The sequence below is a fragment of the Flavobacterium sp. GNP008 genome (genome assembly GCF_056428965.1).
The window spans coordinates 452525-476078 of sequence record NZ_JBWJVL010000003.1 but is presented as its reverse complement, the minus strand read 5'-3'; the positions used below and the strand labels follow the sequence as shown (position 1 = coordinate 476078).

The 23554-nt window shown below is 31.2% G+C and carries 22 protein-coding genes; 14 read left to right on the top strand and 8 right to left on the bottom strand.

Annotated features, from left to right (window positions below; all coding sequences use genetic code 11):
* Window positions 1–12: 12 nt before the first annotated feature.
* Complete coding sequence (locus AC0608_RS11590; RefSeq protein ID WP_478289160.1) at window positions 13–1212, bottom strand: LETM1-related biofilm-associated protein; 1200 nt, start codon at window positions 1210–1212, stop codon at window positions 13–15.
* Window positions 1213–1438: 226 nt separating this feature from the next.
* Entirely contained in the window at window positions 1439–2215 is a 777-nt protein-coding gene (locus AC0608_RS11585; protein WP_478289159.1) for a superoxide dismutase, read from the bottom strand.
* Between the two features lie 280 nt (window positions 2216–2495).
* On the opposite strand from AC0608_RS11585, the gene AC0608_RS11580 reads away from it, so the two are divergent.
* From AC0608_RS11580 to AC0608_RS11550, 7 genes are all read left to right on the top strand, one after another.
* The gene (locus tag AC0608_RS11580; protein ID WP_478289158.1) at window positions 2496–3413 is read left to right on the top strand and encodes a YihY/virulence factor BrkB family protein; all 918 of its coding nucleotides are present in this window, start codon (window positions 2496–2498) and stop codon (window positions 3411–3413) included.
* 121 nt (window positions 3414–3534) lie between these two features.
* Window positions 3535–3966, top strand: a complete 432-nt coding sequence (locus AC0608_RS11575; protein ID WP_478289157.1) for an META domain-containing protein — start codon at window positions 3535–3537, stop codon at window positions 3964–3966.
* Window positions 3967–4047: 81 nt separating this feature from the next.
* On the top strand, window positions 4048–4572 hold the full coding sequence (locus AC0608_RS11570; RefSeq protein WP_478289156.1) for a DUF4251 domain-containing protein: 525 nt from the start codon (window positions 4048–4050) through the stop codon (window positions 4570–4572).
* Window positions 4573–4931: 359 nt separating this feature from the next.
* Window positions 4932–5516 carry a fasciclin domain-containing protein gene (locus tag AC0608_RS11565; RefSeq protein ID WP_417961363.1) on the top strand — a complete coding sequence of 195 codons (585 nt, stop codon included), beginning with the start codon at window positions 4932–4934 and terminating at the stop codon, window positions 5514–5516.
* Between the two features lie 553 nt (window positions 5517–6069).
* A complete protein-coding gene (locus tag AC0608_RS11560; protein ID WP_478289155.1) occupies window positions 6070–6516 on the top strand; it encodes an endo-arabinase in 447 nt (148 codons plus the stop codon).
* A 92-nt stretch (window positions 6517–6608) separates the two neighbouring features.
* Window positions 6609–6998 carry a hypothetical protein gene (locus AC0608_RS11555; protein ID WP_478289154.1) on the top strand — a complete coding sequence of 130 codons (390 nt, stop codon included), beginning with the start codon at window positions 6609–6611 and terminating at the stop codon, window positions 6996–6998.
* 80 nt (window positions 6999–7078) lie between these two features.
* The gene (locus tag AC0608_RS11550) at window positions 7079–7951 is read left to right on the top strand and encodes an HAEPLYID family protein (RefSeq protein WP_478289153.1); all 873 of its coding nucleotides are present in this window, start codon (window positions 7079–7081) and stop codon (window positions 7949–7951) included.
* Window positions 7952–8123: 172 nt separating this feature from the next.
* On the opposite strand, the gene AC0608_RS11545 is transcribed toward AC0608_RS11550, so the two are convergent.
* The 6 genes from AC0608_RS11545 to AC0608_RS11520 form a co-directional block, all read right to left on the bottom strand.
* Window positions 8124–8492 (bottom strand): response regulator transcription factor, encoded by a 369-nt coding sequence (locus AC0608_RS11545; protein WP_478289152.1) that lies wholly within the window; start codon window positions 8490–8492, stop codon window positions 8124–8126.
* A gap of 127 nt (window positions 8493–8619) precedes the next feature.
* Window positions 8620–10971 carry a hybrid sensor histidine kinase/response regulator gene (locus AC0608_RS11540; RefSeq protein WP_478289151.1) on the bottom strand — a complete coding sequence of 784 codons (2352 nt, stop codon included), beginning with the start codon at window positions 10969–10971 and terminating at the stop codon, window positions 8620–8622.
* A gap of 8 nt (window positions 10972–10979) precedes the next feature.
* Window positions 10980–11402, bottom strand: a complete 423-nt coding sequence (locus AC0608_RS11535) for a response regulator (RefSeq protein WP_417961375.1) — start codon at window positions 11400–11402, stop codon at window positions 10980–10982.
* Between the two features lie 12 nt (window positions 11403–11414).
* A complete protein-coding gene (locus tag AC0608_RS11530) occupies window positions 11415–11825 on the bottom strand; it encodes a response regulator (RefSeq protein WP_417961377.1) in 411 nt (136 codons plus the stop codon).
* Between the two features lie 4 nt (window positions 11826–11829).
* Window positions 11830–12558: a sensor histidine kinase gene (locus tag AC0608_RS11525; RefSeq protein WP_478289150.1), complete on the bottom strand. Its 729-nt coding sequence runs from the start codon at window positions 12556–12558 to the stop codon at window positions 11830–11832.
* Window positions 12559–12564: 6 nt separating this feature from the next.
* The gene (locus tag AC0608_RS11520; RefSeq protein ID WP_478289149.1) at window positions 12565–14883 is read right to left on the bottom strand and encodes a PAS domain-containing protein; all 2319 of its coding nucleotides are present in this window, start codon (window positions 14881–14883) and stop codon (window positions 12565–12567) included.
* A gap of 798 nt (window positions 14884–15681) precedes the next feature.
* On the opposite strand from AC0608_RS11520, the gene ppsA reads away from it, so the two are divergent.
* The 7 genes from ppsA (at window position 15682) to AC0608_RS11485 (ending at window position 23519) form a co-directional block, all read left to right on the top strand.
* Window positions 15682–18096, top strand: a complete 2415-nt coding sequence (gene ppsA / locus AC0608_RS11515; protein WP_478289148.1) for a phosphoenolpyruvate synthase — start codon at window positions 15682–15684, stop codon at window positions 18094–18096.
* A 63-nt stretch (window positions 18097–18159) separates the two neighbouring features.
* The gene (locus AC0608_RS11510) at window positions 18160–18456 is read left to right on the top strand and encodes a zinc ribbon domain-containing protein (RefSeq protein WP_417961385.1); all 297 of its coding nucleotides are present in this window, start codon (window positions 18160–18162) and stop codon (window positions 18454–18456) included.
* Between the two features lie 458 nt (window positions 18457–18914).
* A complete protein-coding gene (locus AC0608_RS11505; protein ID WP_478289147.1) occupies window positions 18915–19907 on the top strand; it encodes an NAD(P)-dependent oxidoreductase in 993 nt (330 codons plus the stop codon).
* 101 nt (window positions 19908–20008) lie between these two features.
* A complete protein-coding gene (locus tag AC0608_RS11500; protein ID WP_417990399.1) occupies window positions 20009–21112 on the top strand; it encodes a site-2 protease family protein in 1104 nt (367 codons plus the stop codon).
* A complete protein-coding gene (locus AC0608_RS11495; protein WP_478289146.1) occupies window positions 21099–22253 on the top strand; it encodes a phospholipase D-like domain-containing protein in 1155 nt (384 codons plus the stop codon). Before AC0608_RS11500 ends, AC0608_RS11495 begins: the two co-directional genes overlap by 14 nt.
* 692 nt (window positions 22254–22945) lie before the next feature.
* Window positions 22946–23359, top strand: coding sequence for a YceI family protein (locus AC0608_RS11490; RefSeq protein ID WP_478289145.1), 414 nt, complete (start codon window positions 22946–22948; stop codon window positions 23357–23359).
* A complete protein-coding gene (locus AC0608_RS11485; RefSeq protein ID WP_478289144.1) occupies window positions 23349–23519 on the top strand; it encodes a YceI family protein in 171 nt (56 codons plus the stop codon). The genes AC0608_RS11490 and AC0608_RS11485 overlap by 11 nt, the downstream gene beginning before the upstream one ends.
* Window positions 23520–23554 lie beyond the last annotated feature (35 nt).

The following is a 23554-nucleotide window of genomic DNA, read 5'->3' as shown; positions in this document are numbered from 1 at the left end:
AAGCGGATTTTTTTATTCTTTATCTAAATTTTCATTAAAAGCAGAAGGCAAAAGTGTTGGAATAAACTTTATTAAAATAGGCAATAATAAACTACCGCCAGGAAGCAAAAATATCGCCAAAGAGGGAATGGTTTTACAAATTTCTAACAATTGCTTTTTAACCTTTCTTTTTTCTTTTTCGTCTAAATCTCTACGAGTAGAATACGCTAGTAATACCATCAACTCTTTACTTTGAACAATTTCCTTTATTAATCGATTTTTATTCCGGGTAATCAGTGTAACCACACTTTGAGTCGTTTGATCATAAAAATGTTTAACTGGATTTGAATAATTGAAATAAGGTATTTCCTTTTTATACTTCGATATGAATTCATGAGTACTAAATATGCTTTGGTTAACAAAATCATCCGGAATAGAAAGAATTTCAGCTAGTGAATGCAAAAAATACATTTCGTCATTTTCTATTTTTCCATCGCTCCACAATGCCATACCTGCAATGTCTATTAAATAATATTTTTCTAATTCGCTAGTATAATAATCCAGTTGTAATGTTTCTAAACTATGAACATAAATTTTAGAAAATTTGCTGTACCGTATAGAAGCTTCAAAAAGTTTGATTAACAAGTCATCATATTGTGTTTTCTTAGACTTAATTTTTAACGCAAGTGTTACAATATTAACAATCGTTTCTTCAATTTTTTTTAAGTATTTTTCTGGTATTGCTCCATGTATTAAATATTGACGAAAAGCAAGTACGTCAATAAATAGCAAAGCATTGGTCACGAGATGAGAAAAATTCTTACTGATTATGCTATCATTCGTTTGAACACGTTCATCAATAATTTTTTCTAACGTTAAAGCGGGAGTATTTTTTGGTAATATTTTTTTAAATAAATTAAATCCCTGAGGATGCATTTGATTATAAAAAGTTAGGACTTTATTAATGAAATTCTCAGAACTTATATCGGCATTCGTTAAACAAAAAACATCATATAATATGTTTAAAAGAGCGACCTTAGAAATCTCATCTTTAAACCAATCTTTTGTATCAATTCTCGCTACAGTATCAAAGGTGATGATATGACCGTAAATAAAACCTGTATTTCTAACTTTCTGATAAAATAGATCAGTCGTTTTAGAAACAGTTTCTTGAGAAAATTTTTGTTCAATAAAAAATTTATCTATCCAACCAGATGCCGAAGGGTTAATCATTACATTAATTTAAAGCTACAAAGCTATACTTTTTTGCGATAGTTTTTACTTGTGCTTTTTAGTTTAACACAGATATTATATGTAATAATTGATTCTTTTCAAAATAGCAACAAACACTATACATTTAGTGTGATAGTTAAAGAAAACGAATGAAATAACAACATTTATTTTAAAGATAAAACCCTAAATATTAAATACTATTCAGGGTTTTTTAAGTGTGTTTTTATTACGAAATGAATAATTTTTCTGCAGTATCCCAATTAACCACATTCCAAAAAGAAGCTACATAATCAGCTCTTCGATTTTGATTTTTTAAATAATAAGCATGTTCCCAAACATCCAAAGCCAAAACGGGTTTGCCCTTAAGTCCTTTGCCTCGTAATCGCATCAAAGGATTATCTTGATTTGCTGTGGAACCAATTACTAATTTTCCGTCTTGGACTACTAACCAAGCCCAACCAGAACCAAAACGCTTCATGGAAACATCACTAAATTGTTTTTTGAATTCATCAAAAGATCCGAATGTACTAGTTATTGCCAAGGCCAATTTACCTTTTGGAATACCACCGCCATTAGGTTTCATTAAATCCCAAAACAAACTATGATTGTAATGCCCACCCGCGTTGTTTCTGATGGCTTCTGGAAACTTAGACATTTTTTCGAAGATATTTTCCAGAGATTTTGAATGATCAAGGAGGTTTTTATCCACGATTTCGATGGCCTTATTCAAGTTAGTCACATAGGCTTGATGATGTTTGCTATGATGAATTTGCATCGTAATTTTGTCAATATGAGGTTCTAAAGCATCATAAGTGTAATCTAATTTAGGAAGAGTATACAATCCCTGAACATCTAGAGTATCTAATCCCAAAGTTTGGTTTCCAATAGTTAAAGCAGTCTCTGAGGCAAAAGCAGAATTAAATAAACTGGTGCCAATAATTGTTCCTGTAGAAAGTATGGCTGTTTGTTTTAAAAAATTTCTTCGTGTATTATTATTTTCCATAGTTAAAAATTTATCCTAAAAAAGATATTAAATAGTATATAAATTTAAACATTTACAGATAAGAATGGGTTAATAAAGACTTAAAATTTGATTTCTACATTTTCAATATAAATATTTCAACGTTATTTTCAAGGAATTATATAAATTTCATTTCAAATTGCTAAACAATATCTTTGTAATTTTGATAAGGAATCGTAACTATATAAAGTATGATGTAAACAGCATTATAGGGTAACAAGAAGTTAATATCGTTCCATTATCTCTAAAATATTTTAAAACCATGAAACATAAAGAAATAGCTATTATAAGTTGGGATTTATTAAAAAAAACATACCAGGAATTTGATGATGATAATGCCATAAAACTAAGTGCATCATTATCATATTACACCATTTTTTCACTTCCACCATTGTTAATTATTATTTTATCTATTTTTAGTTTTTTCTTTGGAAGAGAAGCAGTTACGGGTCGTTTTTTTGGTCAAATAAACGGAATGGTTGGTAATGAGGCTGCGATTCAAATTCAGGAAACCATTAAAAATATTGAATTGTCAGAGAGCAATACTTTTGCCGCACTATTTGGTGGAATTATGTTGCTCATAGGGGCTTCAGGTGTATTTGCTGAAATACAAAGCTCAATCAATTTTATTTGGGGTTTAAAAGCAAAACCAAATAAAGGCATTGTGAAGTTCCTTAAAAACAGACTGATGTCGTTTTCAATGATTGCTTCAGTTGGTTTTTTGTTAATGGTTAGTTTGATGGTTAATACAGTTATGGATGTTATAAATGAACGGTTATTGGTATATTTTCCTGATGGAACTGTTTACCTATTTTATATTTTTAATATTTTGATCTTATTTGCAACTACTACGGTATTGTTTTCAATCATTTTTAAGACTTTGCCAGATGGAAACATTGATTGGAAAGATGCTTTTATTGGTTCCAGTTTCACTTCATTTTTCTTTATGTTTGGTAAGTTTGCAATTGGTTTTTACTTAGGAAGCTCAACTGTAGCTACTGTTTATGGAGCTGCGGGTTCAATTATTATAATATTAATCTGGGTGTATTATTCCGCAATAATCTTATATTTTGGAGCAGAATTCACAAAGGTCTATGCCAATGCACATGGTAATAAAATTATTCCCAATGCATATGCCGTTGGAATAAAAATAGAAGTTACTGAAGTGAAAAAAAAGTAAACATTGCATCAGAATATTTAAGTTAAAGAGATTTTACCTATTTGCTCTTTTAATAAACTTTAATGAAACTTCATAATTGGCAATATTTTTGTTTTGAATAAGCCTAGAAATTAAAAGCCTAATGAAAAAAATAATTATATCCTTGACCACTTTATGTTTGGTATTGTTGTCTTGTTCTACTGGAAAAAAAGCAACTTATCAAACAATCAAATTAGAAGGATCATGGGAATTAAATTATATTTCAGGATCCAAAATAGATTTCGATAAATTATATCCAAATAAAAAGCCAATTATTACTTTTGATTCAAAGGATAGCATATTTTCGGGTAATGCCGGTTGTAATAATTACAATGGAAAACTAAGCGTTTGGAAAAATAAAATTAGTTTCAAAAAACCCATAGCAGTAACACGAATGATGTGTTCTGATTTTTCATCAGAAAATATTTATCTAACCACTTTAGAAAAAATTGATTCTTTTTCAATTTCAAAAGATGGAAAAATATTGAATTTAATTTCTGGAAAAATCAAAAGAATGCGTTTAGTTAGAAAATAAATTCAGCAGTTAACATCCTTGAATCCTCATAATTAAAATGTTTGTTGGTGTAAGATTAAATTACAAATAAAATTATAGATTATGAAAATAAAAAAAATGTTTCTGCTTATTTTTCTTTTATTTATATCAGTTTCAAGTATTGCTCAGGAAAAAAGTAAGCTTGAATTAAGAGAAGAACGTAAATTAATTAAACAGCAACAAATTGATGTATTGGTTAATTCAAAAATGTTCGTTTTTGTAGCAAATATGGCTTTACCTCAAGGGTTTAGAAATATGGATTTAACTTCAAATCCAAATTACATACAATTCCATCCTCAAACAATCAAAAGTGAAATGCCTTTTTTTGGCAGAGCATTTAGTGCAATAGGTTATGGTTTGGACGGAGGATTAAATTTTGAGGGAACCCCTGAAGAATTTACTATCGAAAAGGCAAAAAAATCGTATTTGATTAAAGCAGTTGTAAAGGGAGAAAAAGATACTTACAGAATGAATCTTTCGGTTTTCCGAAACGGAAGCGCTACACTTTCTATTAGTTCTAATAATCGGAGTACCATTTCTTACAATGGCGAAATTAAGCCATTAGAGGCAAAAGAAAGTAAATTATAGTAACAGCCAATAACCGTTTGCTGCAATTATTTTAAATTTTTGAATGAAGTAGAAATACCTAAAACATACTTCTTAATTGTACGTTTTTTATATAATTAAAAAATAAACCTTCATTTTTACAATCACATAATTTCAACAATTGAAAACATTTTTCAAATAATTGCAAAAGACTAATTATATTCCTATAAACCTATAATTAAAACCCAACTAACCTTAGGTCTGTATTATTCCCTTTAAATCATCATATTAATACTTCCGGTTAGTTTATTTTTTGTTTAATTAATTGTTAAAAAAGGTAAACAATTAATTATTATGTGTATATTTGATTAATAACTTTTTTTAAACCTAAAACATTAACTATGAAATTAGTAAAAACAATTAGCGCATTTGTATTAGTAGGAGTAATTACAACTTCTTGTGGAGAAAAAAAACAAGCTGAATCAACAGACATGGCTGATTCTACTGCGGTCGTAATGGACACTACAGTGGTAGTTGAAACACCAAATATTGTAGGTGTGGCTTCTGGAAATGCAGATTTCACAACCCTTGTTACTGCAGTCAAAGCAGCAGGACTAGTTGAAACGTTAAGTGGAGATGGTCCATTTACTGTATTTGCACCAACAAACGAAGCATTTGCAAAACTTCCAGCAGGGACAGTAGATAATTTATTGAAACCCGAAAGTTTAGATAAACTTAAATCCGTATTAACTTATCATGTTGTTTCTGGAAAATTTGAGGCCGCTGCAGTAATTGAAGCAATAAACAAAAATAATGGAAAATTTACTGTAAAGACAGTTCAAGGTGGTAGCATTGTTTTGAGCTTAAAAGACGGAAAAGTAATGTTGACAGATGCTAATGGTGCTACTTCAACAGTAGTTTTGGCTGATGTTGCCGCATCAAACGGTGTGATACATGCAATTGACACAGTGGTTATGCCTAAATAAGGTTTTAAAAAACATCTTTCAAAAACCGTTGCAAAAATGCAACGGTTTTTTTTTGACAATTGATTACCCTTAAAATAATTTTTTGTTAATCCCTTGTTTTTTTCAATTATAAATTGATTCGTGAATTGTTAGATATTAAAAATAAGGTAGCCTAAACATTAACCAAATATTAGTCTAAAATACAGCTTAGACCATTATACAAATTTTGATCTATATTATAAGAATCTATCCTTTTATATAGCTTTATTGTGAAGTGATTTTTGGTGGCATTGATAGGTATTAAAAATGCACAAGGAAAAAGGAAAAAACTTAGATGAAATTTAAGAAATATTAGCGGTCATCCAACCTAATTATTAAATCAAAAAAAACAGACTCGTTGAAAATAATGATTTTAGAAAATGTACAATCGGTTTTATTCAGAATTAGAAACTTATTCTTAGAATGAAAAATATTCTCCCTAAAACAAAACATACAATCTGTTTTTGTAAATTTTTAATTAAATTTAGGATTTAAATTCAATACAACCATTTATTACCATCTAAAAAGTACTATTATGAAATGTAAATTATCCTTTTATCTTTTTTTAAGTGTTGTGACATTAACATACAGCCAGCAAAATAATGAATCAACAAAGATCAAAAAATTATTGGAAAAAGAATCCGCAACATGGAGAGCGGGAGATGGTAAAGGACATGCGGAATGCTGGTATATTAAGCCCTATAGTAGGATCTTAATTTCGACTCCTGAGGGTGTAACAATGGACATCCCTCCCATTGCGATGACCAATACTAACCCCTTATCTATGGGCAATGGAGGTTTTTCAGTAAATACAAATTATAAAATGAGTATCAATCAAAACACCGCCTGGGTAAGCCATGATGAAGAATCAACCACAAAAGATGGTAAAAAAAATTATTCTCATGAAATAAGAATGTTAGAAAAAATTGAAGGTCAATGGAAATTAGTGGGCCAATCTATACATATCTATAAATCAGAATAGTAGCTATAAACCAACAGTGTCACAGATAAATTTTATTTTATTTTAACGAATATTTATCTCTGCTACAGCGTAATTTTATGTAATTATGCATAATGTTTAAATTGACACAAAATAGTTTATTAATTCGATTTTTTTGGGGTTTCATGTCCTTGTACCTTCTGAACTGTTTGGTTGATTCTCCTGATGTACAACCTAATTATTTCCCTGAAGATCTTACTTATAATGATCCGGAAAGTATTATTGAAATAGTGGTAGAAAAGGTATTAGGGTTTGAAAATGCAATCGCTGAATATGATGATAATGACAGTAACCAAAACTTCTTTGGTAAAAACACTTTTTGTTTGGATTTATTTGTCTTACCAATAATAGCCATTCCCATAAACCATGAATATTTGTTTATAAAAAACCAAAATTTAGAGGTGCAAAATTCAGCCCTCTTACTTCCTTATTTTGAAATACACACCCCACCGCCAGAAGTTTAATTTTTATTTATAGCGTTACTCCCTTTATTTTAAATACAAAATAATGACTTCACTTAAAAAAAAATAAAAATTAAATTAAAATGACTACCCAATATTTAAAAACTAAGGTATTTACCTTACTATTAACAGTAATTGCAATTACGAATTCTCTAGCACAAACAGAGATTGATCAAAAAAAAAGTATTAAAGACAGTCTGTACATTCAAGAAGTTGAAGGCAAAAAAGAACGACCGAAAGTACTACATGCAGAACCTCTATATATTGACTTAATTAGAGATCTTGGTGCTCGAAAAGGAGAAAGGGAATGGAATTTAGGACTCGGATTAACCGATAATACTACTCATGATGAATATACTGCACTCATTGAATATGAATGGGCGCCAATTGACAGGTTAGGGCTTGAAGTTGAACTACCCTTTTCTATATATTATCCTACTAACGGCAATGTAAATACCCCTGGAAGCAGTCTTAACAGTATAAAATTAGCGGCTCAATATACCTTTTTTGTTTCAGAAAAAAGAAAAACCTCAATGGCTATTGGATACATTCAAGAATTCCAAATAACTGATTTTAAAAGTTATCGCAATGATACTTTTTTTACAGGAAATGTATACAATCCATTCTTAGTAGTAGCAAAACGATGGGGACAAAATTTTCACACCCTTTTATACACTGGCCCTCAATTTTCAACTCGTTTTTTAGATAATGCAAAACAAACGGATTGGCAAATAAATTCCAATTTTCATTACATGATTCCGGGAACCAGAAATTTTATTGGAATTGAATTTAATAAAGAAATCAAAAAAAACGATTTTGATATGACTATTCGTCCACAAATGCGAGTTGAAGTGACCAAAAGTTTACTTATAGGAATCGTAACCGGTATTCCAATAAAAAGAGAAAACCAACGATTCAGTACCTTTTTACGCCTCATCTATGAACCTTCACATTAACGAAAAAAAAACATTCTTACTTTAAGTTACGATTTACAGACAAAAAAACCTCGCCAAAATATTTTTGAGCGAGGTTTTTAAAATCTATAAAAATTATATGATAATGACAATAAATCGCTCTCTACAAATTTGATTCCTGAGAGCTAACATACAGCCTCAAAAACATTCTGCATTAATTTTTCTTTAACAAAAGTCTTTTTACGCGAACTGACAATTCATTGGGACTAAATGGCTTTGTTATAAAATCATCTGCTCCAAGTTCAAATGCTTCGAGAACTGTTTTTTCTAATCCCACTGCCGACAGTATAATGATTGGTATGTTTAGTTTCAACTCAATTTTTACTTTACTTACAATGTCTAATCCAGTTACAAAAGGCATCATAATATCTGAAATTATTAAATCCGGATTTTCTGAAACTATTTTTTCTAATGCTATCTGACCGTTTGGACATAATATCACATGATACCCTTCTTTTTTTAATTTAAATTCCATGGTCTTCAACATCATTTCATCATCCTCGGCAATTAAAATCTTCTTCATACAAATTGGTTATATAGGTCTTAAAAAACGAGATTATTAATCATTTATACTTTAATAGTAAATACGTTAAAATTACTTTTCAAAATATAAAATTCTTTTTCTGATTCAAAATAATCTTTACTAAAATTTAATATTCTTCAATCGACTGCAATTCAATGATCGCCTGTTGACAAATTGCACTCAAATAAACTACTTCCTCTTTCCTTTTTTGACTAAAAGGATTTTCTTCTATTTCCTTTTCAATAATAGCAACACTATCCGAAGCTTTGACTATCCCTAATAAACTAATAGATGATTTTAATTTGTGAATTTCTTCTTTCAGTATTTTGATATCGTCATTTCTGTTAGATTCAATAATTGTTTCAATTGTTTCAGGTGTATTTTCTAAAAAAATAGCAACCATGCTTTTTATAAAAGCATCATCTCCTTCTGATAAATCTTTTAAATATTCAAAATTAACTAGTTTTTCCGTTGTCATTTCTTTACTTAGTGATTCATATTTTAGCATGTTATTTACTGTTTTTTTTTTTAGATTTTTATATAACTTTTCCAATAACACATTAAAATCATAGGGCTTAGACAAATAATCATTCATTCCATTCTTCAAACATCTATTTTCTTCATCTAAAGTAGCATGGGCAGTCAAGGCAATAATTGGAATATCAGATTTCTCATGCATATTGTTCCGAATGTAATGCGTTAGTTCATTTCCATCCATTTCAGGCATTTGAATATCCATCAAAATAATATCATATTCGTTGTTCTCTAATTTATCAATCGCTATTTTTCCATTTTCAGCAATATCAATTTCTTTGTTCCATTTTTCAAAAACTTTGATGGCTAGGAGCTGATTCAGCTCGTTATCTTCAACTAAAAGTATTCTCGTATCTTTCAAAAAATCCGGGTCAACTGTTACATTTTTTGATTTAACAGGGCTCAATATTCCTTTTTTATCTTTTTTATACTCTAAAGAAAATGAAAATTCACTCCCTTTAGAAACTTCACTTTGTACAGTGATTTTCCCACCTTGTAACTCCACTAGTTTACGGGTAATTGTAAGTCCAAGTCCGGTTCCACCATATTTTCTTGTTGTTTCATTTGAAGCCTGGTTGAAACTTTCAAATATTGAATCTATTTTATCTTTTGGTATGCCTATTCCGGTATCGACTACCGAAAACTTAACTAGAGAATGAGATTTAGATTCCTGTTCTTCTGTAATTATTAATTCTACAAATCCTTTTTCGGTAAATTTTAAAGCATTACCAATCAAGTTGACTAAAATTTGAGATAATTTTGTAGGATCCCCAATGAGATTATCACTTATGTTTGGGTTGATATCGTATAATAATTTTATCTTTTTCTCTCTTGCATTTGGCGCTAGTAATTCAATTACGTAATTAACTGTTTTTGATAAAGAAAAATTCACTTCTTCAAAAGTCATTTTATTGGCTTCAATTTTAGAAAAGTCAAGTATATCATTAATAATATGCATCAGATTATGACTTGCTTTTTTTATGGCTTCCACACTCTGCTTTTGGTCATTATCCAATTTCGTACTTTCAAGAATTCTAGCAAATCCAATAATCCCATTCATTGGAGTTCGAATTTCATGACTCATATTTGTAAGAAATTGCTCTTTAATAACAACTGCTTTCTCCGCTAATTCTTTGGCTTTTATCAACTCCGCCTCCGTGCGTTTTTGTTCACTTATGTCCTGAATGGTCCCTAGAATTTTATACGGCTTTTCGTTTTCATCATTTAGACATTTTATAAACTCATTAATATACTTTACTGTTCCCTTTTTACTAGTTATACTGTGATGGAATTGTACTTCTACGTTAGTCGTTTTGACACGGTTGAGATTGTTTTCAAAAAGAGCTAAATCTTCGGCATCAGTAAAACAGGACTTAAAAAAATCAACCGTAGGTACTGGCACATTTTCAACTTCAAAAATAGTAAAAAATTCATCGGAGAGGTACACTTCATTATTGCTTAAATTGATTTCCCAGTTGCCTATTTTAGATAGTTTTTGAGCTTCCTGAAGCCGGTTGGCGTTAACCTTCAAAGCTAATTCCGTTACTTTTCTAAGTTTTAAACTTTCGTGCAATTTAATTGCATTTCTAATACTCTGGGAAACTCCATCAGGAGTCAACAACGTTTTAGGAATATAATCCGAAGCTCCGCTTAAAATCGCCTGACTTGCAATTTTCTCGTCTCCTTGAGAGGTTACAAAAATTATTGGGGTTTCTATTCCTGACTCTCGTATCTTTTTTAAGAAAGAGATTCCATCAGTGTCTGGCATCATGTAATCTAAAAAGATTAAATCATAATACAATGTTTTAATCTTTTCAATTCCTTCTTCTGCAGAAAAAACGCTGTCAACTTCTGCAATGATACCGGATTGAGAAATGGAACGACTGATGGTGATTGAATCAATCTTATCATCATCAATAATTAATATTTTTAAAACAAGGGCCATACATTTTTTTATTTTTGACTTGAAAATTCAATGATGTTCCAATAATCATTCAGTATCGAAAGAAAATCATTTACTTTTTGGCTTTCAAATGATACAGGAATGTAACCGGCAATATTCAAGTTCAAAGCTGCTGCTTTGTTTAAATTTTTAACAGAATCAGTAATTACAAACACTAAAATTGATTTTAAATCCGGATGATTTCGTATCGCATTTAATAAATCAATTCCTTTATTTTCTGTACGATTTACATCAATCAAAATAATTTTAGGAATTGGATTTAACTTATGAGAACCATCCAGCATTAACCATGCCTCATTTTCATTTTCTGCTGAAAATAAAGTATGTTTAATATTAATTTCTAAAAAAGACTTTTTGATATTTTCAATAATAGTCTTCCTGTCATCAACGAGTAAGATGTTTGTATTTCCCATAACAAAAATGAATTACAATTCACATAATTGCCAAAAGTTTTTTAGAGTAGCAACTGAAGTTAGAAACTTTTCAAAAGAAAGTGGTTTAAGTATGTATCCTGCAACATTTAGATTATAAGCATTAATCTTATCGGTATCCTCGTTTGATGTAGTCATAACAAAAACAGAAATGTTTTTAAGTTTTTCATTTTCTCGAATAATTTTAAGAAACTCAATCCCATTCATTTTTGGCATGTTTATATCCAAAATAATGATTTTAGGCAACGGAATTATTTTATCATCCAGCATTTCAAGTGCCTCTACACCATTACCGGCAACAAAAAGCGGATTCATAATATTATTTTTAGCAAATGCTCTTTTTACATTCATTACATCTACTTCATCGTCTTCAACCAATAAAATATTTACCAATTTTTGGGTCATAATTTTAATTTTTTAATGTTATTGTTTTTGGCCAATTAAATGTAAAAATTGAACCGTTATTTATGCCGGGAGAATATTCTATTCTACCTCCCACTAACTTCATAATTTTACAACTTATAGCTAATCCTGCTCCAGTAGTATCGAAAATATCTTTAGAATTAACGGTATAAAAAATAGAGAAAATTTTATTTATGGCCTGTTCCGGTATACCAGGCCCATTATCGCTTACTTTTATTTCATAATCATTTAGACCTTCTGTAACATCAATTGCTACCTTTATACACTCCTTATCATGGAATCGAATGGCATTATCTATTAAACTCATAATTACTTTCTGCATCTTTACGCCTAATGTAACACAGTTTTCATTTTTGAGATTGTTTGTAAAATGAAACTCCACATTTGATTTTGCATCAACTAAGGCAATACAACTTGCAATCATTTTTGGAATATTTACTTCATAAAACTCTAATTCTGTACGATCAACACGAGAAAGTTCTAACAATGCATTCATCATCTTCTCCAAACGATTTACCCTATTTTTCAGTAACCCTAAATTATTTAAAACATCCGGATTTATAGCACTTCCTAAATCCTCTTCAATCCATGTTGTTATATTCGAAATCGCACGCATTGGTGATTTTATATCATGTGAGACTATATAAACGAAATCTTCAAATTCTTTTTTTAGTGCTGCTAACTCCTCCTGACACTTTTTCTCAGATTCCTCCATTATTTGCTATTTAGGGAATGTAAAAATAAAACTACATCCTTGATTTTCTGTAGATTCGATATGAATATCCCCTCCTTTTTCTTCAATTATTTTTTTGACAATTGACAACCCAATACCAGTACTTTCTTTTACATCACGCGCTTCAATAGTTTGAAAAACCTTAAAAACTTTTTTATGATATTCCTTAGCAATACCAGGACCATTATCTTTTATAGTAAATTGATGGAAATCGGGTAATGACTTATAGTGACACTCTATTTTCCCTATCGGTTTATCATTGTATTTTACTGAATTACTAATCAGGTTGCTGAACACCTGCTGCAAAAGTATTCGCTCTGCATCAATAACTGGGAAATTATCTCCTATAGTGACTTCAAAACCTTCTGTTGGAACTATTGAATCTATGATCTGATTTAGCATTAATTTTAAATCAACTTGCTCTTTTTCAATTTTCGTTCGACCAATACGCGAATAATCTAAAACTCCATTGATTAAGTTTTCCATTCGCAACACTCTGCCTCGCAATAAATCAAAATTAGCACTAACGTCTTTTGGCATCTCCGGCATATCTTCAACAATCCACTCTGAAAGGTTATTGATCGCGCGGAGTGGAGCTTTTAAATCATGAGAAACAACATACGCAAATTGGTCGAGTTCTTGATTCTTTTTTTCAAGATTCAGTAATGCATCATTTAGATTTTCTTCGGCTATTTTTTGATCGGTAATGTCCGTACTAATAGATATGTATTGATACGGTCTCTTTTTTTCGTCCAAAAAAGGTACAATCGTGGCTTTTTCCCAATAATAGGAACCGTCTTTGGCTAAATTACGCATTTCCCCTTTCCAAATGTTGCCATTAACAATCGTTTTCAAAATTTGTTTCGCAAATTCTTTAGGGAAATGCCCCGTAATACTGCGCTGATCCTTCCCTATCAGTTCAGATTTGGGGTATTTCGAAATTTTACAAAAATTATTATTAACATATGTCAGTAATCCTTTTTGATCAGAAATAGAAACAATTGCTGATTCATCTAACGCTGATCTTATATCAGTTATTTCTTTTGATTTTTGAGCAATTTTTTCCTCTGCAAGTGTTATATCGGTTATATCCTCAACAATTCCTTTCAATTCTGTCACTTCCCCCTTTTCATTTTTAAAGGGCTGCCCTATCTCCAAGATATGTTTTACTCTGTGATCCGGAAATACAATTCTATAGTTAATCTTAAAATCTTTTCCCGTTTTAATCACATTTTCACTTACCTCATCGAGCTTTGCTAAATCATCTTTATGTACTCTACCTCTATAAGCTTCATACAATTGATCTGTGGGTAAATTATCTAACTCAAAAATACGATAATGACCTTTAGACCAAACAAGATCATTATTGATTAGGTCAAATTTCCAACTTCCAATTTTTGCTATATTCTGTGATTCATCTAATAATTTATTCCCTTCAATTAATTTTTGCGCTACTTCTTTCTCTAAAGTCACATTACGCGCAATACTGTAAAGATTTCCCGTATCAGGATCTGGAGATGCATTCCAGCTTAATATAATGTAATCGCCGTTTTTATTGCGGTATCTGTTTTCAAAACTAATGGTCAATTCTCCTTTGGCTAGTTTTTCTACTTCAAAATAAGTAGCAGCCAAATCATCAGGATGAATAAAATTAGTAAAAGGAACCCCTTCTAATTCTTCCTTAGAGTATCCTAATACTTTTGTAAAGGCAGGATTCACTTTATAAAATAAACCGTTTACATTTGCTATGCATACCAAATCTTTTGAGAGGTCTATAAAATTCTGAAATTCTCTTTGTGCTATATTAAGCTCTAAATTTTTCTTACGGGCTTCCAATAACAAAACCACTTGTTGCGCCAGTAACTTTAGAGCATTTCTCTGTTCTTTAGTAAGTGTTTTTGGCTTTGTATCAATAACGCAAAGTGACCCTAAATTAAAGCCATTTGCATCCTGAAGTGGTGCCCCGGCATAAAATCGTATGTTGGGGTCTCCAGTTACAAATGGATTGTCAGAAAAAACATCATTATCTAAAGCATTACTAACTTCAAATACCTCATCACCCATAATGGCATATTGGCAAAAAGAAAGATTTCTAGACGTTTCTGTAATATCTAATCCAATGCTTGATTTAAGCCATTGTCTGTGATCATCAATTAAACTTACTAAAGCAATAGGAGTTCCACAAATATAAGAAGCAAGCTGTGTTATAGAATCATATTCTTTTTCTGGTAAGGAATCTAATATCGAATATTCTTTTAAGGCCTTGACTCTTTCTATTTCATTCTCCGGTTTCGGATGTGTTTTCATCAACATGAGGAATTTTCTTCACTTGAATTAGTAAAGAATTAAAATAATTTATGGTGGTTACTCAATTATTAATTAAAATTTTATATTAAACTTGTACAACTGCTATTAAAAATACAAAAATGTTTCTTTACAAAAATAAAATTAATTTTGAATTAAACGGAAATTTCACAACTTAAAATTTCATGAACCTCCAATGATTATACTCGTTTTTAATGCTTTTACTTTAAAAAAATAAAAAAATGGCTGTAGCTTTTTCTACAAACTTTGTAACTTATATAAAAGCAACAATTATAGCGTTTTGAGTTCTAAATAAATAAAACCTTCGACCTAAAATATAATACAATAATTTATTGTTAATTAATTTTTCTATTATACCACTTACAGTTTGCCGATTTGAGTAATAATTCGCTTTAAATAAATAAAAACTATCCCTTAAATATTTAAATTATTACTTGTTAACCTTCAAGAACTCCTCTTTTTTAGACAAAAATATGAAATTATAAAAAACATTCGACTAAATACATATTACACTGACAAACAGCAAAATGCAAAACTAAATTTCATTTATTTTTTAAAATTTGAAAAAAAAAATATTAAATTTACACTATAGCTTTAATCTAGCACGAAGTTTTACTTCTATCTCTTTTGAAACTAAAAAAGCAACACGCAAATTTAAAACCTACAATTAAAATTTAAAGTTAACAATCGGATTAGTTCAAAAGCCCCCTCTATATTTTTTCTAGTATTATTGATTTAACAGATTAAAAAATAGTCTGTTTCTATTTAAAAAGATACGAAATGGCAAAGTTCAATTACATACTATTTTTTAATCAAATTGGTATTGAAACCATTGCCAAAGTTGGAGGTAAAAATGCCTCCCTTGGCGAAATGTACAATCAGCTTACGCCAATAGAAATTTCTATTCCCAACGGATTCGCTGTGACTGCTGAAGCATATAGACTCTTTCGATCAAAAAATAATTTGGAGCAACCGCTTCAGGACTTATTAGTTTCGTTGGATACTAAAGAATATTCGAATCTTTCTGCTATTGGAGAGAAAGCTAGAAACCAGATTTTATCAGCACATATTCCACAGGAAATACGCAACGAAATAAAAGTAGCCTACCAATTGCTAAGTGAACAAAGTGGGATAAATAATCTCAATGTAGCAGTACGCAGTAGTGCTACCTCGGAAGATTTACCAACTGCAAGTTTTGCGGGCCAGATGCAATCTTATTTGAATATTACAGGTGTAAACCAGTTATTGGATGCCATACACCTGTGTTTTGTTTCCTTATTTACAGATCGAGCCATTAAGTATCGACACGATATGGGTTTTGCTAAATTAGATATTGCAATATCCGTTGGGATACAACAAATGGTCCGAAGTGATAAAGCATCCTCTGGAGTGGCCTTTACCATTGATCCGGACAGCGGTTTCGAGAACACTATTATTATTAATGGCTGTTGGGGATTGGGCGAAAATATTGTTCAGGGAACTGTAACCCCAGATGAGTGGATGGTATTCAAACCTACCTTAGAAAATTCGGATCTATATCCCATTCTAAAAAAACAATGCGGAAGAAAAGAGTTTACGATGATTTATGCAAAAAAATCAGCCAGTTCATCTCCAGCCAATACAATTGTAAATACTGATACAACTTTGGAAAAACAAAATATATTCTCCTTAACCGATGAAGAAGTTATTCAACTGTCCCAATGGTGTTATAAAATTGAAAAACATTATCAGAAAGCAATGGATATTGAGTGGGCAAAAGATGGACAGAACAACCAATTATTTATTGTTCAGGCACGTCCGGAAACCATTCACAGAAAGGAGAACAAACAACTACATAAAAGCTACAAACTGAAACAAAAAAGTACGGTTTTGACCAAAGGCATTGCTCTTGGCTATAAAATTGCTTCCGGGAGAGCCCGAATTATAAACAGTCCGCAAGAAGGGGATGTATTGCAAAACGGAGAAATTATAGTCACTGATTTAACCAATCCAGATTGGGATCCCATCATGAAAAGAGCGGCTGCAATCATTACCAATAAAGGAGGACGCACCAGTCATGCTGCTATTGTAGCCCGTGAACTTGGTACTGTGGCAGTTGTTGGCTGTGGAGATGCAACTGTTACCATACAAAACGGACAGAAAATCACAGTCTCCTGTGCCCAGGGGAAAGAAGGATATATTTATGATGGAAAGCTGAAATGGGACATAATAGAACAGGATTTCAGTACACTTGACATGCCAAAAACAGATCCCATGCTTATTCTAGCTGATCCAGAAAGAGCCTTTGAGCTAAGTCATTATCCTAATAAGGGTGTGGGTTTGATGCGGATAGAATTTGCGATTTCAAACACCATCAAAATCCATCCTCTGGCATTGTGTGAACCTGAAAAAATAACCGATACGAAAATTAAATCTGAGATAGCTTTATTAACGAAAGGCTATGCGGATCCTAAAAATTATTTTATCGATAAACTCGCCGAAGCAGTAGCTATCGTGGCAGCGGCATTTTATCCTAAAGAAGTGATTGTGCGCATGAGTGATTTTAAAAGTAATGAATACTGCAACCTTATTGGTGGAAAATATTATGAGCCTCATGAGGAAAACCCAATGATTGGCTTTCGTGGTGCTTCCCGTTATTATAGCGATTTTTATCGGAAAGGTTTTGCCTTAGAGTGCGAAGCAATTAAAAAAGTTCGCAGCGTGATGGGACTTCACAATGTAAAATTGATGATTCCGTTTTGCAGAACATGTGAAGAAGGAGAAAAAGTTCTTGCTGAAATGGCAAAAAATGGTTTAGTACAAGGCATGAACGGATTGCAGGTATATGTGATGATTGAAATACCAAGTAATGTATTAATGGCCGATGATTTTGCAAAACTTTTTGATGGTTTTTCTATTGGTTCTAATGATTTAACTCAACTTACGCTGGGACTGGATCGCGATTCAACATTGATTAGTTACTTGTTCAACGAGGAAAATCCAGCAGTTAAAGCGCTGATAAAAGAAACCATACGAGCAGCGAAACGCAATGAAATAAAGGTAGGGCTATGCGGACAAGCGCCCAGTGACATCCCTGAATTCACAAGTTTTTTAGTAAATGAAGGCATTGACAGTATCTCATTTAGTCCCGATGCTTTAATAAAAGGAATTGAGAATATTCTGACGGTCGAAAATAAAATAACAGGAAAATTATAGCCATAGAAAACCAATCAAATGAACAACATAAAAAAAGAAAGCTAACTATTTAAATCTAATTACATGGAGAACATCAATTTTTGTCAAAGTTGCGGAATGCCACTGACTACAGAAGAAGCCAAAGGAACAGAAAATAACGGCCAAAGAACTAATGATTATTGCAGGTACTGCTATGAAGACAGTCATTTTAAAAAACCCGATATGAACTTGGAGGAAATGAAAAATACCGTAAAAATACACATGGAAAACAAAAAGCTCCCTAGTTACATGGTTCAAAAAGCCTTGAATATTTTACCGGCACTAAAACGTTGGAATAACAAAGAATATATCACCTCTTCTTCCAATTATGAAAAAAATTGATTGTAAAATAACGTTGATGTATGGCTAAGCTTTAAAAAAATGCGAAACATTACATTAAAAAAAATTATTTTATAAATAAAAAATTCTAAACATAATTTAGGAGCGTACTATTTGCTTAATAGAAAACTATAGGATCGCTATATTACTGAATTAATTCTATTTTGATGAAAGCACAAAATGAATTAATAAAATTGAATTTTTCCTATTCAACTATTGTACAATTACTAATTTGGAATTGGACAAAAATTCAGGAACGGACGGTAATAGCAATTTAAAAAGAAGAACTCAAAAAACACAAAAAGGTGAATCTTAATGACAAATTCCGCCATTATTATCTACACATAAATGGATAAAAGAACAATAGAAAAGCATTTAGTCAAATACAAACCTAAATTACTCTAAATAGTTAATACAAAAATTAGATTGAAGCACGACAACTTACATTAAAAAGCAAAAAAATGAAAGTATTGGTCTATAGTATATTTGGTTTTGATAAGCCTTTTATGGAAAAAGCGGCCCATAGCAATCACGAATTGATTTTTACAGAGCAGCATTTGAATCTAAATACGGCCTATTTAGCCCAAGGATTTGATGCGATTTCAATTTTCATTTGTGATGATGCCACTGAACCCGTATTACAAAAACTCTATGCCTGTGGTGTTAAATATATTGCGCTCCGGGCTGTAAGATCAGACCTTATTGATATTACAAGAGCTAAGTCCTTAGCGATTAAAGTGGCAAATGTCCCAATGAGTTCTCCTTATTCCGTTGCAGAACAAGCTGTAGCATTAATATTAGCATTAAACAGAAAACTCGTTTTGGGGCAATCCCTGATGGATCTGGGAGATTATCGTATGGATCATTTGATCGGTTTTGATTTACATGGAAAAACAATTGGCGTTATAGGAACCGGAAAAACAGGCGCTACCTTTGCTAGGATTATGCATGCGTTTGGTTGTCAAATTTTAGCTTTTGACACCGAAGAGAATAAAGAGCTGATGAGTGAAATTAATATTTCTTACAGGTCTTTAGAGGACGTATGTGCCAACTCAGAGGTCTTATCTGTTCATTCCGTTTGGAATAAATTATCCAAACATATGTTTAATAAAACTACTTTTTCTATGTTCAAAAAAGGAATGATTTTCATTAATACAGCACACGAAGGATTTATAAATACCGAGGATTTAATAGAAGCAATAGCTAATAAAACCCTTGGTGCTGTTGGTTTAGACGTATATGAAAATGGACATTCGGTTTTTTTTAAGGATCATAAAAAATCCCCTATTACAGACAGTTTGTTTCTAAAACTTCGCTCCTATCCCAATGTCATGATTACTGGACATCAGGGAATTATGACAAATGAAACCTTGGAGGATGTTGCAAATACAACGATTGCTAATTTAAATGCTTGGGCATACAATGGTATTTCTGAAAATGAAATAAATGGATAAAAACTAATGTTTATTATGAAAGTGAGCATTAGAATACTTGCAATCAGTACTTGGCTGATTCACAAATCACGCTCTTATTGAAGGTAATAAAAAATTAAAAAATGAAAGGTTCCTTTAAAATCGGAAAAATTGCTGGTATCGGAATTTTCATTCATTGGACATTCTCTTTATTAATCCTATTTATCATTTTTATCAATTACCGGTCAGGTCACAATGCTACTCAAATAATTTGGTCTGTTATATTTATTTTGAGTGTTTTTATTACAGTTGTATTACATGAACTAGGCCATGCCTTGGCAGCAAAACGATATCATATCGTAACCAAAGACATCACCCTTTTACCTATAGGTGGTTTAGCAAGACTCGAAAAAATTCCTGAAAAACCAATTCAAGAATTAATTGTGGCTTTTGCAGGGCCTATGGTAAATATTACATTGAGTTTTATCACTGGCTTTTTCATTACTATTCCTGCTACTTCAGAACAATTAATGGTCGAATTAGCTGATGGCATAAATAAAAATAATTTCTTACTGAATTTTTTTTTAATCAATTTGTGGCTAGCCATATTTAATTTGATTCCTGCTTTCCCAATGGATGGCGGCCGAATTTTACGCGCTATACTATCCTTTAAATTGCACCGACATATAGCTACCCGTATTTCGGCACGAGTAGGCCAATTTATAGCTATGGGATTTATTATTTTTGGCTTTTTCAGCTCTCCGTTTTTAATTTTTATTGGTATTTTTGTAATTATTGGCGCGCAAGTCGAAGCTGATTATACGGAGTCGAAATTTATCTTGAAAGGACTAAAAGTTCATGATGTTGTGATGAAACAATTCCCAAAAATAGAGTTCGATGAAACTGTAAAAACTGCCGTTGCATTAGTTTTGGATAGTCAAAATAAGAATTTTTTAATTACTGAAAAAGGGGTTCCCGTAGGAACGCTGAACCGAGACCAAATTATATTGGCATTATCTAAAAAAGGGGAAGATGAATTTATTTATAATATTATGGACCGAAATTTAATTTTTCTCGACGGTAATTCTCTCTTAGAAAACGTTTTTGAATTGATCCAACTCAATAAATCAAGGTTAATGCTCGTTATGGAAAACAATAAAGTGTCAGGAACATTAGACCTCGAAAATCTTATGGAATTGATTTTGATTAATGAAATTAAATTAAATAAGGCGCATGATAGAAAGTAACACTAGCTCTATTACTACTAAAAATCTAGAACTGGTCCATAGTGGTGCCGATTATTTTTCTCGTTTAGAAGCGATTATCCTAGGAGCACAATTTCAAATCCACATGCAAATGTATCTTTTTGAAAATGACACTACTGGCAGAAGAATCGTAACTGCATTAAAAGAAGCAGCATCTAGAAAAGTAGACATTTACATACTACTGGATGGCTTAGGTTCTTTATCCTTTGCTTCTGAAGTGCTAAAAGAACTGAAATATAGTGGTATTAATATTCGCTTTTTTGCTCCATTATTTTCAACCTATACCTTTTATCTTGGCAGAAGACTGCACCGAAAAGTTATTGTCGCTGATGCAAGAATTGCACTTGTAGGCGGCATAAATATAGCTGATAAATACCACGGATCAGCAACTGAAAAACCCTGGTTAGATTATGCAATTCAGTTAAACGGAGAAATTGCAAAACCCCTACAACAACTTTGTCATGATATTTACTTCAAGAAGAGACGCCTACGAAATAAAAAAATAAAATCCGTATTTCAAATTCAGGAAGATATTTCCGTCCGTATCCTTCAGAATGACTGGTTGAAAGGAAAAAATGAAATTTGTGATGCCTACATCCAATCAATAAGACATGCAAAAAAAGAGATCATTATTGTGGGTAGTTATTTTCTTCCGGGTATTCGAATTATTCGAGCATTGAAAAAAGCATCTAAAAACAAAGTGGTCATTAAATTAATTCTCTCGGGAAAATCAGATCTTCCTTTAACTAGACGGGCGACTTGCTATCTATACGATAAACTCCTCCATTATAAAATTGAATTGTACGAATGGGAAAATTCTGTTTTACATGGAAAAGCAGCTGTTATTGATGGCAATTGGGCTACAATCGGTTCTTTTAACCTCAATAATTTGAGTTCCTACGGAAGCTTAGAAATGAATATTGAAATACATTCTGATTCCTTTTCTGCAATGTTTCAAGAGCACCTCAACGGAATCATTGCACAATGTCAAAGCATAACCCCAGAATCATTAAAAACCAAAACCAATATAATTACCAAACTCATTAATCTGGTTTCGTATGGTCTCACCAGAATAATTGAAGTGTTAGTGACCTATACCCCTTACAAACGATTTTATAATTAATTGAACAAAATTAATTTAGTCCAAAACAAAGATAAAAATCATTAAATTTTAAAGCCGCAAAATGGTAAGGAAAATTAGAACTATACCGTATTTATTATCAATCGCTCCTTTTAAAAAAACTCACAATATACCAGTAAAATTATTTGTAAAAAAGATATTTAACACCCGAAATTGAAGCCTTTAATCCTTTATTTAAAAATTAATTTCCTCCTAAAACATTTAAAACAGCCGTGTTAAACATCCGTTATGATTATTTTTAGGTAATTATGATCCAACTTAATTCCTGCAGAAAATAATCGAAACAGATGCAATACTTAACCATCTAATCCATAAAAGAAAACTGAACTGATACCGTCAAATATCCGCTAAACAAGTACTGGTTTCTGGTTCATAAGAAACCGCAAGTAATTTTGTTTGAATGCATGTATTAAGAAAATCCTTGTATTACGTACAGAAATTTTGTTCTGTAAAATAAATTTTAAAAAGCTCCGTCTGGAGCTTTTTAAAATTTGTAACTAACTCTAATAAAACATTTTATTCCTATTTTAAGATCTAAAAATTGATTAAATTTGATAGATCTAATTTTGTGAAATGAGATTTACAACTACTTAATATAGTATCAATAGTAAGAAATAATTTGATTTCAAGCTTCTCCACCTCTTCATCGTATATTTAATTAAAAACAATGAGCCATGAAAAAAGTAACAACCATTATTATAACATTATTTCTTTCTGCTTTTTTGTTTGCACAAACAACATGGAAAGCCGATCCGATGCATTCAAAATTAACTTTTAGCACGGTCCATAATGGAATTTCCGATATTACAGGGTTATTTAAAACATTTGAAATTAACACCATTACTACCAAAACTGATTTTAGTGATGCTGTTTTTGAACTTTCAACAGAAGTTGCATCTATCAATACCGAAGTAGAAATGCGTGATAGACATTTACGAAGTAATGAATTCTTTGACGTGGAAAAATATCCAAAAATGACCTTCAAAAGTACTTCAATACAAAAAATAGAAAAAAAACAAATACAGACTATCAGGCCAACTAACGTTACACGGGATAACAAAACAAGTCATTATAATTATGTGGTATAGAGGAACCATTAACAATCCAGAATCTAAAATACCAACAGCAGGTTTCAAATTTAGTGGTGTCATAAAACGTTCCGATTTTAATATCGGAGCTAAATTTCCTTCACCAATGATTAGTGATGCAGTAAAAATTAAGGCAGACACTGAGTTTATAAAGCAATAATCATCTATAGAAAACGAATTTTAAAATCTTGTAAA

What these genes read in the sequence shown, in the direction of transcription:
- AC0608_RS11555 (WP_478289154.1), top strand. Translation starts at nt 6,609, where the DNA reads ATGTTTAAATTGACACAAAATAGTTTATTAATTCGATTTTTTTGGGGT.
- AC0608_RS11570 (WP_478289156.1), top strand. Translation starts at nt 4,048, where the DNA reads ATGAAAATAAAAAAAATGTTTCTGCTTATTTTTCTTTTATTTATATCA.
- AC0608_RS11550 (WP_478289153.1), top strand. Translation starts at nt 7,079, where the DNA reads ATGACTACCCAATATTTAAAAACTAAGGTATTTACCTTACTATTAACA.
- AC0608_RS11575 (WP_478289157.1), top strand. Translation starts at nt 3,535, where the DNA reads ATGAAAAAAATAATTATATCCTTGACCACTTTATGTTTGGTATTGTTG.
- AC0608_RS11530 (WP_417961377.1), bottom strand. Translation starts at nt 11,825, where the DNA reads ATGACCCAAAAATTGGTAAATATTTTATTGGTTGAAGACGATGAAGTA.
- AC0608_RS11535 (WP_417961375.1), bottom strand. Translation starts at nt 11,402, where the DNA reads ATGGGAAATACAAACATCTTACTCGTTGATGACAGGAAGACTATTATT.
- AC0608_RS11540 (WP_478289151.1), bottom strand. Translation starts at nt 10,971, where the DNA reads ATGGCCCTTGTTTTAAAAATATTAATTATTGATGATGATAAGATTGAT.
- AC0608_RS11485 (WP_478289144.1), top strand. Translation starts at nt 23,349, where the DNA reads ATGTGGTATAGAGGAACCATTAACAATCCAGAATCTAAAATACCAACA.
- AC0608_RS11565 (WP_417961363.1), top strand. Translation starts at nt 4,932, where the DNA reads ATGAAATTAGTAAAAACAATTAGCGCATTTGTATTAGTAGGAGTAATT.
- AC0608_RS11545 (WP_478289152.1), bottom strand. Translation starts at nt 8,492, where the DNA reads ATGAAGAAGATTTTAATTGCCGAGGATGATGAAATGATGTTGAAGACC.
- AC0608_RS11495 (WP_478289146.1), top strand. Translation starts at nt 21,099, where the DNA reads ATGATAGAAAGTAACACTAGCTCTATTACTACTAAAAATCTAGAACTG.
- AC0608_RS11500 (WP_417990399.1), top strand. Translation starts at nt 20,009, where the DNA reads ATGAAAGGTTCCTTTAAAATCGGAAAAATTGCTGGTATCGGAATTTTC.
- AC0608_RS11525 (WP_478289150.1), bottom strand. Translation starts at nt 12,558, where the DNA reads ATGGAGGAATCTGAGAAAAAGTGTCAGGAGGAGTTAGCAGCACTAAAA.
- ppsA (WP_478289148.1), top strand. Translation starts at nt 15,682, where the DNA reads ATGGCAAAGTTCAATTACATACTATTTTTTAATCAAATTGGTATTGAA.
- AC0608_RS11585 (WP_478289159.1), bottom strand. Translation starts at nt 2,215, where the DNA reads ATGGAAAATAATAATACACGAAGAAATTTTTTAAAACAAACAGCCATA.
- AC0608_RS11490 (WP_478289145.1), top strand. Translation starts at nt 22,946, where the DNA reads ATGAAAAAAGTAACAACCATTATTATAACATTATTTCTTTCTGCTTTT.
- AC0608_RS11590 (WP_478289160.1), bottom strand. Translation starts at nt 1,212, where the DNA reads ATGATTAACCCTTCGGCATCTGGTTGGATAGATAAATTTTTTATTGAA.
- AC0608_RS11520 (WP_478289149.1), bottom strand. Translation starts at nt 14,883, where the DNA reads ATGAAAACACATCCGAAACCGGAGAATGAAATAGAAAGAGTCAAGGCC.
- AC0608_RS11510 (WP_417961385.1), top strand. Translation starts at nt 18,160, where the DNA reads ATGGAGAACATCAATTTTTGTCAAAGTTGCGGAATGCCACTGACTACA.
- AC0608_RS11560 (WP_478289155.1), top strand. Translation starts at nt 6,070, where the DNA reads ATGAAATGTAAATTATCCTTTTATCTTTTTTTAAGTGTTGTGACATTA.
- AC0608_RS11505 (WP_478289147.1), top strand. Translation starts at nt 18,915, where the DNA reads ATGAAAGTATTGGTCTATAGTATATTTGGTTTTGATAAGCCTTTTATG.
- AC0608_RS11580 (WP_478289158.1), top strand. Translation starts at nt 2,496, where the DNA reads ATGAAACATAAAGAAATAGCTATTATAAGTTGGGATTTATTAAAAAAA.